At 67.8% G+C, this 15,109-nt stretch carries 12 protein-coding genes; 6 read left to right on the forward strand and 6 right to left on the reverse strand.

Features of this window, described 5'->3' with window-relative positions; translation table 11 throughout:
* The first annotated feature begins 1,020 nt into the window (after positions 1-1,020).
* Together AW274_RS25510 and AW274_RS25515 are read left to right on the forward strand one after the other, a co-directional pair.
* Entirely contained in the window at positions 1,021-1,647 is a 627-nt protein-coding gene (locus AW274_RS25510; RefSeq protein ID WP_062436990.1) for a ClpP family protease, read from the forward strand.
* Positions 1,644-2,240, forward strand: a complete 597-nt coding sequence (locus AW274_RS25515) for a ClpP family protease (RefSeq protein WP_062436992.1) — start codon at positions 1,644-1,646, stop codon at positions 2,238-2,240. Before AW274_RS25510 ends, AW274_RS25515 begins: the two co-directional genes overlap by 4 nt.
* Positions 2,241-2,316: 76 nt before the next feature.
* On the opposite strand, the gene AW274_RS25520 is transcribed toward AW274_RS25515, so the two are convergent.
* The 3 genes from AW274_RS25520 to AW274_RS25525 form a co-directional block, all read right to left on the reverse strand.
* Complete coding sequence (locus tag AW274_RS25520; protein ID WP_232320363.1) at positions 2,317-2,619, reverse strand: helix-turn-helix domain-containing protein; 303 nt, start codon at positions 2,617-2,619, stop codon at positions 2,317-2,319.
* The gene (locus tag AW274_RS40595) at positions 2,616-2,975 is read right to left on the reverse strand and encodes a hypothetical protein (RefSeq protein WP_157520718.1); all 360 of its coding nucleotides are present in this window, start codon (positions 2,973-2,975) and stop codon (positions 2,616-2,618) included. The genes AW274_RS25520 and AW274_RS40595 overlap by 4 nt, the downstream gene beginning before the upstream one ends.
* 109 nt (positions 2,976-3,084) lie before the next feature.
* Positions 3,085-4,029 (reverse strand): alpha/beta fold hydrolase, encoded by a 945-nt coding sequence (locus tag AW274_RS25525; RefSeq protein WP_062436996.1) that lies wholly within the window; start codon positions 4,027-4,029, stop codon positions 3,085-3,087.
* A 141-nt stretch (positions 4,030-4,170) separates the two neighbouring features.
* Here AW274_RS25525 and AW274_RS25530 point away from each other — a divergent pair, with 141 nt between their 5' ends.
* A complete protein-coding gene (locus tag AW274_RS25530; RefSeq protein WP_062436998.1) occupies positions 4,171-5,118 on the forward strand; it encodes a helix-turn-helix transcriptional regulator in 948 nt (315 codons plus the stop codon).
* 836 nt (positions 5,119-5,954) lie between these two features.
* Positions 5,955-7,271, forward strand: coding sequence for a glycoside hydrolase family 10 protein (locus AW274_RS25535; protein WP_232320365.1), 1,317 nt, complete (start codon positions 5,955-5,957; stop codon positions 7,269-7,271).
* A gap of 397 nt (positions 7,272-7,668) precedes the next feature.
* Here the strand turns inward: AW274_RS25535 and AW274_RS25540 are convergent, their stop codons facing one another.
* Both AW274_RS25540 and AW274_RS25545 read right to left on the reverse strand, forming a co-directional pair.
* On the reverse strand, positions 7,669-8,085 hold the full coding sequence (locus AW274_RS25540; protein WP_083974791.1) for a MarR family winged helix-turn-helix transcriptional regulator: 417 nt from the start codon (positions 8,083-8,085) through the stop codon (positions 7,669-7,671).
* Positions 8,078-9,340, reverse strand: a complete 1,263-nt coding sequence (locus AW274_RS25545) for an FAD-dependent oxidoreductase (protein ID WP_198169406.1) — start codon at positions 9,338-9,340, stop codon at positions 8,078-8,080. Before AW274_RS25545 ends, AW274_RS25540 begins: the two co-directional genes overlap by 8 nt.
* A gap of 554 nt (positions 9,341-9,894) precedes the next feature.
* Between AW274_RS25545 and AW274_RS25550 the strand changes: the two genes are divergently transcribed.
* A complete protein-coding gene (locus tag AW274_RS25550) occupies positions 9,895-11,244 on the forward strand; it encodes a ricin-type beta-trefoil lectin domain protein (RefSeq protein WP_062437007.1) in 1,350 nt (449 codons plus the stop codon).
* A 323-nt stretch (positions 11,245-11,567) separates the two neighbouring features.
* Here AW274_RS25550 and AW274_RS25555 read toward each other — a convergent pair whose 3' ends face one another.
* The gene (locus tag AW274_RS25555; protein WP_198169407.1) at positions 11,568-13,889 is read right to left on the reverse strand and encodes a glycoside hydrolase family 9 protein; all 2,322 of its coding nucleotides are present in this window, start codon (positions 13,887-13,889) and stop codon (positions 11,568-11,570) included.
* A gap of 164 nt (positions 13,890-14,053) precedes the next feature.
* Between AW274_RS25555 and AW274_RS25560 the strand changes: the two genes are divergently transcribed.
* Positions 14,054-15,097, forward strand: a complete 1,044-nt coding sequence (locus AW274_RS25560; protein WP_062437009.1) for a LacI family DNA-binding transcriptional regulator — start codon at positions 14,054-14,056, stop codon at positions 15,095-15,097.
* The last annotated feature ends 12 nt before the right edge of the window (positions 15,098-15,109 follow it).

Genomic DNA, 15,109 nt, shown 5'->3' on the forward strand with positions numbered 1-15,109 from the left:
CTTGGTGGAGCCCTCGAACTGGTGAGGCACAGTGTCGGCTGGCTTCAGGACCTCGCGAAGTGCCGGCTGCCCAGCAGAGCCTGGAGGTTCGTGAGGGCCGGTACCTTTTGGCTTCAGGGCCGGGGAAAGTGCCTGATCAGCGGGGCCGGGGGGCTCGCGGGAGTCGATGCCGGCCAGCTTCAGCGCCGCGCGAGATCTCTGCTCAGCGGAGCTTGGAGGCTCGTAGGACCCGGTGCCCGCCCCAACGTTCAGAACCGTTCGTGCATCGCCGAGTGCGGCCCAGACCTGCCGGGCGATGCGCGGCTCGGTGCGCCGGGTCAGGTTGTAGGTGGTGCCGATGGCGTCGTACAAGTGTCTACTGGACATCAGACCGCCTTTGTCCGGGCGGCAGATCATGCGGCAGCCGCCACCTTGGCATATGCGGGTCGAAGCTCCTGTTGCCAGGTTCTCCCAAGGCCACCGACAAGTCATGTGGCCGTCGCTCGGACCAGGATCATCCTCGACCATCAGACCTGAGCGCCCATGGCCATCCTCTGGTCCGCTGAGCGTTGTCGCGCACCGTCTCGAATAGCAGCGGATCTGCCCCCTGTCGGTGCGGCGATGTGCGACAGGGCTCTTGGCGACGGCAAGGAACCGAAGATCTCAACTCGAGCTCCAGCGAGTTACCCCCTTCCGATGTTCACATCACCCCGCCGAATGGCACTGCGCCTGCACCCCGTACCTGCCGGGCGGCGTACCTGCCGGGCGGCGATCTTGATGGGTTCGCACCCAAGCCTCGCCGCATGCGCCAGGCGTTGCGGCTGCGTTGGAGTTTGGTCCGGGTGGCGGCGAGCTGCGTCTGTGCCGGGCCGGTTCGTTGGCGGACAGCGGCGTGCCCGTACGGGGTCGGCGTCCGCTGCGTTCGTGGCTGCATGTCATCAACGATTACCCACTCATCTGTATGAGGTCACGCTGCTCTGAGCGGATCCGCCGCAGGCGGATTAGGTCATGTCGCAGCAGGCGGCCTCACATGATGGACGCATGAGCGATGAATCGAAATCCCCTTTGTTCGACGTGCAGGTGCGGCGTAGGCTTTACGAGCAGCGGACGCTCGTTCTCGACGGTCCTCTCGACGACGACAACGGCACTCTTCTCACCACGCAATTGATAACCCTCGCGATGGAGGATCCGTCGGCCGACATCGCATTGTGGATCCATTCGCCGGGTGGTTCCGTGCCGTCGATGCTGGCGATCCGTGACGTCATGCGGCTGATTCCGTGTGACGTCGCGACGCTGGTGCTGGGCATCGCCTACAGCGCCGGCCAGTTCCTGCTCTCCTCGGGCGCCCGGGGCAAACGTCGCGCTCTGCCGCACGCCCGGGTGCTGATGCACCAGGGGTCGGCCGGCATCGGCGGCACCGCCGTCGACATCGAACTGCAGGCCAGCGACCTGCGCCACACCCGCGACACGGTGCTCGGCCTCATCGCCGAAGACACCGGCCAGCCCGTGGAGCGCATCTTCGACGACTCCCTGCACGACCGCTGGTATACGGCGCAGGAGGCCCTCGACTACGGCTTCATCGATTCGATCGTCAGCGATTTCGGCGAGATCGCGCCACTCGCCCAGCATCGGCTCGGTTTCGGCGTCACCGAAGGAGCGGCCCGATGAGCACGTACACCATCCCCAACGTCATCGCCCGCAATTCACGTGGCGAGCGCATTCTCGACGTCTATTCGCATCTACTCACGGAGCGAATCGTCTATCTGGGCACGGCCATTGACGCGGGCGTCGCGAACGCCCTCATCGCGCAATTGATTTTCCTGGAGTCCGACAATCCCGACGCCGAAATCCAGTTCTACATCAACTGCGAGGGCGGCGATCCGAGCGCGATGCTCGCGATCTACGACACGATGCGGTACATCCGCCCGAAGGTCGCCACCACCTGTGTCGGCCAGGCCATCGCGGTGGGCGCGGTGCTCTTGGCGGCGGGCGCGGAGGGGAAACGTTCGGCCCTTCCGCACGCACGGGTGGTCCTGCACCAGCCGGCCGCCCAGGGTCGCGGCGCGATCCCCGACCTGATCCTGCAGGCCGACGAGGTCGTGCGGGTCCGGGCCGACATCGAGCGCATCTTGTCGCGGCACACGGGCCAGACCGTCGAGACACTCCGTGCCGACACCGACCGCGACCGGGTGTTCACCGCGACTGCGGCGATGGAGTATGGGCTCCTCGACCAGATCATCGAGGAGCACTCACGCAAGTGATGTCGCGGCCCTCGTGGCGGACTGCGGGCGCTCGACCTGGCGGGGCCCTCCGCAGCAGGCGGCGCCGGCGGTCTGGTTAGGCGGCAAGCAGCGTGACTCCCAAGGAGCCGCTCTGCGCCGCCCGCAGATTCTCGGTCACGGCGGAGGTCAGCTCGATCAACGTGATCTCCAGCGCCCCGGCGACCGCGGCGATCATCTCGCTCGACGGCTCTTTGAGGCCCCGTTCCATCTCGGAGAGGTACTGCGGCGAGACCCCGGCGCGCTGGGCCGTCTCGGCCAGCTTCTCACCACGCTCGTGGCGGATCTCCCGGAGGCACTCACCGAGCGCCTCCCGCCACAGCGGCTCCCGGGCGGGCTCCGGCTCGCTTCGATCGCTCACCCGCCGCAGCGGCGTAACAGAGGAGGCCATGCCTCACCATAAACAGCCACCGAGCCGCCGTCGCGGCCTCTTCGCGCACAGCACAACCGGAACCACACCGCCCAGGTGCCGGGTGGGTGGAGCAGAGAAAGCAGCACGTAGTGGTCCGCAACCTCATCTGCGACCTCCCGGAGCGCCTCCTCGGCCCACTCGACCGCCTCGGATAGCAGCACGTGCTGGTCCGCAACTTCATCCGCGCTTAGGCCGGCGACACGGTGCGCAAGACGCTCCTGACAAATACGGGATCCGCGGTTGTCGAGGCCAAGGACCTCGACAACCGGATCATCTGCGGCGACCTGCACGTCGACATCGTCCACACTGCTGTGCAGCCTGCCGCCTTCGGTAGCTCAGGCCTCGGTCGAAGAGCGATTTACACACTGCCCAACACGTTGAAGAGCTTCAGGCGATCCGAGTTTGGTCGCGTGACTAGGAGGCGTCCTGCTGTTCCAGCCATTTGAGAATCGCCTGGTTGGTTTCTTCCGGCCTTTCCTGCTGGATCCAGTGGCCGCAGTCCAGGTTCATCACTTCCACATTGGGCACGAACTCGGTCAGCCTTTCGGACTTCGCGACCGTGTCGCGGTCGCCGTAGATCATGAGTGCGGGCTGGTGGATGATCGGGTCCACGTCTGCCAGCAGGTTCCAGTTGCGATCCAGGTTTCTGTACCAGTTGATGCTCGCCGTGAATCCGGTCGATTCGAAGGCGGAGACGAAAACCGCCAGTTCGTCGTCGCTCATGATGGGATCGCCGAGCGGCGTTTCCGCTCGGGCGAGGTCGAGCAATGCCATGCCCGGCCGAGGCTCTCTGGGGGGCTCGTTCTTCCGGAAGAGGTTGCGGAGGAACTGGAAGGTGTTCTTGTCGAACACGGCGTCGGCGACGCCTGGCCGTCGGTTGAAGTGGACGATGTGGATGTCGTCGCCGAACAGCTCGTCCAGGAACTCGACCCAGGGGCGTTCTCCGCGCTCCAGGTAAGGCACGCTCAGGTTGATCAATTTGTTCACGCGGGTCGGATGCAACTGGGTCAGATTCCAGACGACGTTCGCGCCCCAATCGTGACCGACGAAGGTGGCGTCTTCGTATCCGTAGTGATCCAGGAGTGCGATGAGGTCACCCGACAGGTGTTCGATGTCATAGTCGGTCACCTCGGTCGGGCGGGATGAATTTCCATAACCCCGCTGGTTCGGGACGATGACGTGGTAGCCCGCTGCGGCGAGGACGGGCATCTGGTGACGCCAGGAGAAGGCGTGCTCCGGCCAGCCGTGGCAGAGCACGATGGGTTTTCCCGCGTTTTCTCGGCCTGCCTCGAACACTTCGAGTTCCACCCCGTTCACCTGAATGAGGGTGGGCTTGGGAAAGTCGACGGGATTGGACATTGCATTTCCTCGCTGTCTTTCGGGGTGATCGGGCGACGAAGGTCCCGAAGGGCGGTCGACCTCATCGGTGAGGTCAGGTAGTCATCTTGCCGACCTAAACCGGTCACCCCATGACCGGTTTCATGTGGAAACGTGGGCGGTGTGCGTACCGACCGGCTGGTGGCCATCCTCCTTTTGCTCCAGCGTCGCGAGCAGGTGACGGCGGCGGAGGTCTCCCGAGAGCTGGAGATCTCCGAGCGCACCGCGCGCCGCGACCTCGACGCCCTGGCCATGGCCGGGGTGCCCGTCTACTCCACGCAGGGCCGGGGTGGTGGTTGGCGCCTCATCGGGGGTGCTCGCACCGACTTGTCTGGCTTGACCGAGAGTGAGGTCCGCGCCTTGTTCATGGTCGCTGGGCCCGCTTCGGCTGCGACGCCGACTGTGAAGGCGGCTCTGCGCAAGCTCGTCCATGCGCTGCCGGAGCCCTTCCGGGGGCAGGCCGAGGCGGCGGCTTCGTCGTTCGTCATGGACCCGCGACGGTGGGGGGCGAGCCGGGTCGAGCCCCGGCCGCCTCGTTTCCTCGACGAGCTGCAGAATGCGGTGATTCGTGGTGTTCAGGTGCGGCTCGGTTACGTCGACGGCAAGGGTGTCGAAACGGAGAGGATCGTTCATCCGCTGGGCATCGTGGCCAAAGGTCCGTCGTGGTATCTCGTCGCCGGCACCGAGGCTGGACGGCGGACCTTCCGGATCGACCGGGTGTCGTCCACTGACCTGACCGGTGAGCCTGTGCAGCGGCCCGACGACTTCGACCTGGCCGAGAGCTGGCGCGAGATCGCTGACGAGGTCGATCGCCGGCGAACGCCCCTTGAGATGCGGGCGCTCTGCAGGCCCGACGGGATAAGCCTGCTCCGGATGGTGCTCGGGCCTCGGCTCGAGGTGGGAGGTTCCTCGGCCGACGGGCGCATCGAGGTGGTGATCCGTGGCTACAACGAGTACGCGCTCGCGGGCGAACTCGCCGGGCTGGTCGAATGGCTGGAGGTGACCGACCCTCCTGGGGTACGGGACCATTTGGCCGCGATCGGCAACGCGCTCGTCGAGCGATACGGCTGACCTTCCAACTTGGGATTGGGTGCTTGAAAGCCAGCCGGTTCAACGAAGCATTTGTAGTGACACCCAAATGTGCCGTCTGGCTTGCGTTGATAGAAAGCCGGATCCAGCATCCCCCGGTGCGGCAGAGGCAGGCGCTTAATGCCATGCCAAAGGATCTCAGTCGCGGGCTCTGGACCCTTGGACCAGCCGTCGAGGTTGGAAATGGGCCCAACGTATGGAGTTTCCGGATCGGGACAGCTCCGATTACCGCATCGCTTGCCGGTGTTCACATCGAGCACTCCACCGCCAACTGAGCCGGACCTGGTCTAATCGGCCAGCAGGCTCCTCTTGGCGCGCAGTCACGCCACTTTGTAGGTGTTCCACAGGCGGTCTTCCATGCCGCCTGGTGGTGCTCTGCGAACGAGTGAGGGAGATAGCGCGCACCTCGCAGGATCCGTCTTGGTGGGTCGAACAGCGCCGAGGCGGTGATGGGCCAGTTCTATTCCCTGATCAGAGCCTGCTTGGCGTCGTCCAGAAAAGAAACCGCTCCAGCACCACCACGTTGCCCTGAAGATCATGCCCTGCACGAGGGCTATGTTTGAAACGTTCACTCGACACTTGACATGTTTCGACAAGGTTTTCAAACTGGCTGTCCGAGACGGCTTCCTCAAGCCATGTGTGGTGCTTGGCGAGGAGGCCGTGACGCCCATGTGGTGTGCGTTCCCTGATCACGGGACGCGGCGTCGATCCCGCCTGTCCGCGTTTCCGTGATTCCCTCTGGAGAAACAGCCATGGGCAGCACATTCATACGTCTGAGAAATACGCGAATTCTGGTAGCGGCCGTCGGTCTTCTTGGCGTGATCGCTGCGGTGCCGGCTGATGCGGCGGCGAGTACGCTCGGGGCGGCCGCCGAGCAGAGCGGCAGGTATTTCGGCGCCGCCATCAGTGCCGGTCGGCTCGGCGACGCGCAGTACACGACCATCGCGAACCGCGAGTTCACCATGGTCACGCCCGAGAACGAGATGAAGCTCGACGCCACCCAGCCCGCGCGCGGCCGGTTCGACTTCACCGCCGGGGACCGGATCTACGACTGGGCGGTGCAGAACGGCAAGCGGGTGCGCGGCCACACGCTGCTCTGGCACGCCGCGCAGCCGAGCTGGTTGCAGTCGCTGTCGGGCAGCGCCCTGCGGCAGGCGATGGTCGATCACATCAACGGCGTGATGAACCACTACAAGGGCAAGATCTACGCCTGGGACGTCGTCAACGAGGCCTATGCCGATGGCGACTCCGGTCGGCGGCGTGACTCGAACTTCCAGCGGACCGGTGACGACTGGATCGAGGTGGCCTTCCGCACCGCGCGGGCCGCCGATCCGGCCGCCAGGCTCTGCTACAACGACTACAACATCGAGAACTGGTCGTGGGCGAAGACCCAGGCCGTCTACGCCATGGTCCGCGACTTCAAGCAGCGCGGGGTGCCGATCGACTGCGTCGGCCTTCAGGCGCACTTGAGCAGCGGCAACCCTTATGACAGCAGTTTCCGCACCACCATCTCCAGCTTCGCCGCCCTCGGGGTGGACGTCCAGATCACTGAGCTGGACATTCAGGGCGCTCCCCCGCAGACCTATGCCGCCGTGGTGAACGACTGCCTCGCGGTGGCTCGTTGCGCCGGGATCACCGTGTGGGGGGTGCGTGACCAGGACTCCTGGAAGTCGGGCGACAGTCCGCTGCTGTTCAGCGGCGGCGACAAGAAGCCGGCCTACGACGCGGTCCTCAACGCCCTGAACGGACTCTCGCCGTCGCCGAGCCCTACTCCGACGCCGAGTCCGACGCCGAGTCCGACGCCGAGTCCGACGCCGAGTCCGACGCCCAGCCCGGTCCCGGGCGGGTGCACGGCGACAATCACGACGATGTTCAGGTGGCCGGGCGGATTCCAGTCGGTGGTGATCGTTCGGGCGGGTAGTGCGGCGATCAGCGGGTGGGCCGTGCGGTGGACCTGGCCCGGGGGCCAGAGCATCAGGAGGCTGTGGGACGGCCGCCAGAGCGTGTCCGGTTCCAGCGTCACCGTGGTGAACGCCCGCTACAACGGCTCGATCTCCGCCGGCGGCTCCAGGACCTTCGGGTTCACAGCGAGCGGCACCGCGGCCACTCCCACGGCCACCTGCACCGGTTCCTGACAGACCTCATCTGGATCGTCCCGACAAGGACCTAATCACAGGCTCAGGCTGGTCGTCGGGGCGATCCTCACGGGTGAGGCTCTTGAGCGTGACCGCATCTGACGAGTTCAAGGCCATTGGTGCGCACACCATCGCGAAGCTCGAAGTCGGCCCCTACGACCAGGCCCGCCGTCTTCTTCGTCGGAGGGTTCCTCGGGTCTCCCTAGGCGGTCTGTTCGCGCACGCCGGCGCCAGCGTGGTAGAGAACGGCGCTGACGGTTTCAGGTCGTGTTCGCCGTGTCGCTTGGCCGCGAGGTCGTGAACGAGCGGGTTGCAGCCCGCGCTGGTTGGACAAAGGCCGGCGCGCATGATGAGCTCACCCGCACCACGGCCACAGGCGACGACAGCGCGAGCCACGTCATCGAGACAAAGTGCTGCGGACGATTCGCAGCATCCGGGTCAGCTCGGCGGCGTCCTCCCCAGACAGGCCGATGTTCTCCGGCGTGTTGAAAGCCGCCACCGCAGGCAGCACACGTTCAAGGAGTTCCCGCCCGGCCGGAGTGATCCGCAGGGCCGAGCGGCGACCGCGTCCGCCCGGACCGTCGCGGTCGACGAGGCCACGCTCCATGAGCGACACGGCCACCTCGCCGAGGCTCTGCGGGCGCACCATGATCACGCGGGCGAGTTCGGCCTGGCTCAGATCGTCGCCGTCGGCGAGTGAGGCCAGCACGCCGAACTGGATCGGCGTCAGCCCCACTGTGCCGAAGACGTCGGTGAAGCCCCGGGCGACGACGTAGGAGGTCTGGATCAATTCCCACAGCGGTAGATCAGACATCGCGGCTCCGGGTGAAGACGCGGCCGAGCTGGGCGGCGGCGGCGAACGCCGGCAGGGCGATCCGGGCGGCGCGGGTTCCCGTCGGGGTGGCGAGCCGTTCGATCCATCGCAGCGGCTGGATCGACGTGCGCACCGCCTCTCCCGCGTAGGCGGCCATCCGTTGCTGGTAGCGGTGCACCGCCGACGGGATCGTGCACTGCCCGTCCTGGACTAGCGCCAGCTCCTCGGCGAGCAGATCGGCGTCCCGGATCGCCGTGGCCGCGGCCATGCCTCCCGTGGGAGGCATCGCATGAACGGCGTCACCCAAAGCGGTGACGGCACCACCCGGCCACGGCGTGAGGTCGGCGTCGGGGTCGGCCGCGTGGAAACCGAAGAACGCCACCGAACCGGGATCGGCCGCATCCACCAGCGCGCGGACGTCCGGACACCACCCGCGCAACAGGGCGCCGGTCAGCTCGATCAGCGCGGCGGCGTCGAGCTCCCGAGGGCGACCCGGGTAAGCCGCGTCGGGAGCCAGCACACCCCAGACCAGCGAGGGCGGCTCGATGATCGCCGCAACCTCGGTGCACGACGCGGGGTCGGCAGCGGTACCGGATTCGGGGTCGTGAACGGTCAGGAACAAGCCCACGCCGCCGGGACCGAACGCCAGCGCGGGGCCGGGCGTCAGCAACGCGGGGACCAGGGGCCGAGTGCCGGCGGTCAAGGGGGTGCGGCCGGCGATGCCGCTCACCCCGGCCAGGGAGGAGGTCGGCCGTCCGGCCAGCGCCTGCGCCACGCGCGACCCGACTCCGTCGGCGCCGACCAGCAGGTCGCCGCGTTCGGTGCCGCCGTCGGCGAAGTGGGCGGTGACGGTGCCGTCGGGATGGGTCTCGTGCCCGGTGAACTCCGACCCGAGCCGCAACGAGTCACCCAGGCCGTGGGCCAGCAGCCGCCGCAGGGTTACCCGCCCGATCATGAGGGTCTCCACCGTCAGGTCCTGCGGTTCCGCGAACAGCAGCCGCATCCGGTGGTCGGCGACGGCGAACCGGGTGAACGCCCGCCGCCCGGCGGAGCTGGCCAGCAGCGCCTGATAGTGCTGCGGCGCGAGATGACGCCGCAGCGCGGCGCAGGCCAGATGGTCGAGATGCAGGCGATATCCCCCGGTGGCCTCCACCGCCCGGTCACGCTCGTGGACGACCACCTCGATCCCCCTGCGGGACAACGCCTGAGCCAGCGCCAGCCCACCCATCCCCGCCCCAATCACCACAACCTTCATGATCCCGCCTCCCGGTATCAGGTTCTTGATGGTCAACCCATCGATGGGCATCCCGGCCTCGGGCTCGAAGACCTCGACCATGTGCACAAACTTGCGATTCCCATTGTCTTCCATGGCCCCGGTCAATGCCGAGGACAAGACCTGTTACCGCCTAATTTTCAGCGCAGGAGCGAGCAACAACGAACCGGCTCCGAATTCGACTGACTTTTGTCTTCGAAACGCTCCGACGAAGCGCCCGCTTCCCCCGCCATCGACCCCTTCACAACGAAAGTTTCATCTTGTGCGTCAGGACCCGGCGCGAGCCTCCCCTGGCCAGCCCACCCGCCGCCACGCCGAAGCCCTCCGCCGCCCACCCCGACGTATCAAGTAACTTGACATCCTTGATCAGGTCGTATGTGCTCCCCTGCATTGCTCCCATACAGCCTGTAAGCGGCACACCGAAAAGTCTCGACTCCGGTGTCGCGGCTGAGGGCATTCGATGCCCCTAAATGGAGAGGAACGCGAAACGATGTCTTTATCGTCGGCCCGGCCCCTGCAGCCGGAGGGAGTCGCGAATGTCGAAGCATAAGTCCATCCGCGGGGTTGCGGCGGTCGCGGCGGCCCTGGTCCTGCTCGCGGCGCACCTGGCGATGAACAGCAGCAGCGCCGCCGCGGCCGGAACGTCCGGATGCGGAAAGTCGCCGACGCTGAGCAGCGGTACGCACACCATTCAGTCGAGCGGAAAGAACCGGCAGTTCATTCTGCGGATTCCGGCGAACTACAACAACAACACCCCCTACCGCCTGATGTTCGGCATCCACTGGCTGAACGGCACCATGAACGACGTCGACTCGGGCGGCAGCAGCGGGTCGTCGTGGTCCTACTACGGGCAGCGGCAGCTGTCGAACAACACCGCGATCTTCATCGCGCCGCAGGGCCTCAACAACGGCTGGGCCAACTCCAACGGCGAGGACGTCACGCTCTTCGACGACATCATGGCGCGGGTCGAGGCCGACCTCTGCGTCGACACCTCGTTGCGGTTCGCCATGGGCTTCAGCTACGGCGGCGCCATGAGCTACTCCCTGGCGTGCAGCCGCGCGAACGTCTTCCGCGCGGTCGCGGTGTTCGCCGGCGGGCAGCTCAGCGGATGCAACGGCGGCAGCCAGCCCATCGCCTACATGGGCCTGCACGGCATCACCGACAGCGTGCTCAACATCTCGCAGGGACGGACGATGCGGGACCGGTTCGTCCGCAACAACGGGTGCACCTCCCAGAACCCGCCCGAGCCGGGCTCCGGCAGCCGCAGCCACGTCGTGACCGCCTACTCGGGGTGCCGGGCCGGATATCCGGTCGTCTGGGCCGCCTACGACAACGGTCACACGCCCGCGCCCGTCGACGGGACCTACACCGAGAACGGCGCGCAGACCTGGACCAAGAACGAGGTCTGGAAGTTCATCTCCCAGTTCCAGAGCACGTCCGACCCGAACCCGTCGCCCAGCCCTTCCCCGTCGCCGAGCGCCACCCCGACGCCCACGCCGACGCCGACCCCCTCGACCAGCTTCCGCCTGCGCAACGAGGCGGCCGGGCGCTGCGTCGACTCGCCGAACAGCGCCAGCGCCAACGGCACCCTGCTGCAGATCTACGACTGCCACGGCAACCCCAACCAGCAGTTCAGCTACGGTTCCAGCAGGCTGCAGACCCTCGGCAAGTGCCTCGACTCCCCCACGAACGCCGGCTCGGGCACCCGCGTCCAGCTGTGGGACTGTCACGGCAACAGCAACCAGCAGTGGACGTTCAACTCCAACGGCACCGTCACCAGCAACGCCAACAACCTGTGCCTGAACGTCACGGGCACCGGCAACACCGCCACGGTGACCGTGGCCTCGTGCAACGGCCAGGCCACCCAGCGATGGACCAGAGCCTGACCACCTGACTGACCGACGTCGGGTCCGGGCGATCTCGCCCGGACCCGACGCGCTTTCCGGCGAGCGTGCCGGGGGCGGCGGTGACCTCACAGAGCACGGGGTAGATCTGGGCCGGCACCCGCAGCCGCCGCTCCAAGTCCCACCCTGCGTGGTTCGAAGGTGTACGCGGCGACGATGTGCTTGTGCTGGGCCAGAACATCCGGGGCCGGCCGAAGTGGTCGGGGCGAAGAAGCGCCCCGAGAAGCGGGAGAACCGCCGACGGCGCACCTGACCTCGCCCTGCTAGAGATCGAGGCCAGGAGCGCCGGGTTCCTGCCGCTGCGCCTACCGAGCGGTACAGGTCATCACGGTGGGGCTCGTGTTGGCGCCGCTCCAGGCGCCGTTGAACCCGAAGGACGTGGTGCCGCTGGGGGTCAGCGCGCCGTTCCAGGACAGGTTCGCCACGGTGACGGTCGAGCCGCTGGTGGTGTGCGCGCCGTTCCACAACTGCGTGATGGTCTGGCCGTTGGGGAACGTCCAGGCGACGGTCCAGCCGGTCAGCGCGACGGTGCCGGTGTTCTTGACCTCGACGGAGGCTCCGAAGCCGGTCGGCCACTGGTTGACGAGGGTGTAGGTCGCGGCACAGGCCCTACCGGAACTGGGCGACGGACTGGGCGACGGACTCGGTGACGGTGACGGACTCGGTGACGGGGAAGGGCTCGGGGAAGGGCTCGGCGAGGGCGACGGGGACGGACTGGGGGAAGGGCTCGGCGAGGGTGACGGAGACGGGCTCGGCGAGGGTGACGGGGACGGGCTCGGGCTCGGGCTCGGGGTGGCGGGGCCGGCCTTCTCCGCCGTCCACGCACTCACCCAGGCCAGGACGGCGTTCCAGTTGATGGCGACCTCGTTCACCGACCAGGCGTCGATGTCGTCCAGATAGCACTTCTGCGGCCGGCAGCCGCTGAGGCGCTGCTGGGCGACGGGGTCCTGCAGGCCGCTGTTGGGGCCGCCCGCCAGCGAACCGGGCGGTGCGATCGGCAGGGAGGAGTCGAGCTGGTTGGCCCAGAACCGGTGGTGCACGTTGCGGGAGGGCTTGTCGCCGTATCCGGTGACGTAGGAGTAGCCCATCGGGTTACGGCCGAACTCGTAGGCCATCGTCTCGAACACCCCGGCGCGGAACCGCTCGGCGCCGGTGAAGTCGTGGGCCAGGGCGAGCAGCACCGCGTTGTTGAGGATGAGGTTGTTGGACCCCCAGATGTACCCGCCGCCGCCGGGCTGGAAGGGCACCGGGTAACCCTGGCCGCGCATCACGTTCAGCAGGCCGTCGGCCGCCGAGACGAAGGAGGCGCGCAGCTGCTGGCCGATGGAGGAGGTGAGCCCGTTGGGCACCAGCGCCAGGGTGATGTCGCCCAGGCTGCCGACCTCCGACCACTGGGCGCCCTCGTTGGTGAAGCTGCGCCCGTAGTAGGACGAGGAGGAGGTCAGGTCGTTGCGGTAGGTCTGCTTCCCGGTCGTGGTGTACAACTCGGCGGCGGCCCAGTAGAACTCGTCGCTCACCTTGTTGTCGACGTACGAGCCGCCGCCGACGTCATCGGAGGTGGGGGCGAACCGGGAGGGGTTGGCCTTGGCCGCGGTGTACGCCTTCTCCGCGGCGGTCAGGCAGCGCGCGGCGAAGGCGGAGTCGATGGCGGCCCAGACCCGGGCGCACTGGGCGGCGGCGGCCGCCAGGTTCAGGGTGGCGGCGGTGGAGGGGGCCGACAGCACCCGGGGCTGCGGGTCCTGGGCGGGCAGCAGGGGCAGCCCGGTCCAGTTCGTGTCGTGGATCTTGTGGTGCGCCATGCCGGCCAGCGGCCGGCCGTCGGGGACCTGCATCTTCAGCAGGAAGTCGATCTCCCAGCGGGCCTCGTCGAGGATGTCGGGCACCCCGTTGCCGCGCTCGGGCACGGACATGGTGCCGTCGGCGAAGGCCGTGGGGTCGGCGCCGGAGACGTTCCTGGCCCGTTCGTAGGCGTTGACCAGCTGCCAGGCCGACATGCCGCCGTTGACCACGTACTTGCCGTGGTCGCCGGCGTCGTACCAGCCGCCGCGCACGTCCAGCCGGTAGCCGCAGTCGCTGCGGCACGGCACGTTGGCGTCGCCCTGGTTGGGGGCGACGTTCAGGTGGCCGGCGGCGCGGGCGTACTGGCCGCCGCCGGCGAGCTGGGAGGTGATCGCGATGCCGCTGCGCTGGTGGTAGAAGAACGCCAGCGCGTCGTAGGGCAGCTTCTTCCAGGCGGCCGTGCCGATGTCGAAGGGGTGGCTGGACTCGTTGTTCACCGTCAGCACGAAGTTGCCGCCGGTCCCGGTGTACGACGAGAAGTCGATCTTGTGGACGTTGTCTCCCGACGGAGAGTCGGCGCCGAAGACGGTGGTGGTGCCGCTGGCCACCACCTGGTCGGAGCCGTTCAGCAGGTTCCAGGTCAGCGGCGATCCCGAACCGCTGACGACGGTCGCGTGCTTGGCGACGCCGGGCGCGTAGGCGACCTGGTTGACCTTGATGTTCTGACCGAGCGCCGGGCGGGCGAGCGCGTTGGCGGTCTCGGTGGTGACGATCGCGGTGATCGATGCCGCGGCCAGCGCGACGGCCAGTGCCGCCGCCGATAGCCGCATCCGGCCTGAGGTGTTCACGTGGAGTCCTCTCAACCTGTGGGCTTCGCATCCTGTGACCCCCGGGCCGGAAGAAGACAGTCGCCAGGATGAAAGAAAGCGTTTCGTGCAGCTAGCAGCGATGTGCCCGGCGAATGATTCTGTATATTTCACGACACTTTCCGCCCGGTTCGTAGAATCACCGCGTGACCGATCAGCACGCGGCGTCCCGTCCCCGTCAGGAGGTCACGCTCGCGCACATCGCGAAGCTGGCCGGCGTGTCCGCCCCCACCGTCTCCAAGGTGATCAACGGCCATCCCGGGGTGGCCAGCAGCACCCGTCGCCGGATCGAGGACCTGGTCAGGGAGCACGGCTGGCGCCGCCGGCCCGACACCGGCGAATCGAGCGCGGTCGTCGAGGTCGTCTTCGAGTCGCTCGACAGCCTGTGGGCGCTGGAACTCATCCGGGGGATGGACGAGGTCACCCAGGCGGACGGCCTGGTCCTGGGGCTGATCGACATGCGCGGGCGGCGCACCCCGCACGAGGGCTGGACGGACCAGGCCCTCGCCCGCCGCCCGCTCGGCATCATCGCGGTCTCGGCCGACATCGCCGAGCGGCAGCGCGACCGCCTGGCCAGCCGTTCGATCCCGCTGGTCGCCCTCGATCCGCGCGGCGAGCCCGAGCACGGCGTCCCCTCCGTGGGGGCGACGAACTGGAACGGCGGCCTGTCGGCCACCCGCCACCTGCTGGAGCTGGGCCACCGCCGCATCGCCATGGTCAACGGCCCCGACACGCTGATGTGCTGCCGGGCCCGCCTCGACGGCTACCGCGCGGCGCTGGACGCGGCCGGCGTTCCCCCGGATCCAAGCCTGGTGCGCACCGCCCCGCTGTACGTGGAGGGCGGCCGGACCGAGGCCGCGGCGCTCCTGGCGTCGCCCGATCGGCCGACCGCCGTCTTCGCCGCCAACGACCTGCAGGCGCTGGGGGTCTATCAGGCGGCGCACCGGGCGGGGCTGCGCGTCCCGGAGGACCTGAGCGTCGTCGGATTCGACGACCTGCCGCTGGCGCAGTGGGCCGATCCGCCGATGACCACCGTGCGTCAGCCGCTGCGGAAGATGGGCGCCGCCGCCGCGCGGATGGTGCTGGCCCTGGCCGCCGGCGCGGCTCCTGGCGAAGACCGGGTGGAGCTGGCCACCCGGCTGGAGGTGCGCGCCAGCACCGCTCCGCCGACCCATTTGCCCATGAGATGAAAAAAGACGTGA

The sequence above is a fragment of the Herbidospora daliensis genome (assembly GCF_001570585.1).
GTDB lineage: Bacteria > Actinomycetota > Actinomycetes > Streptosporangiales > Streptosporangiaceae > Herbidospora > Herbidospora daliensis.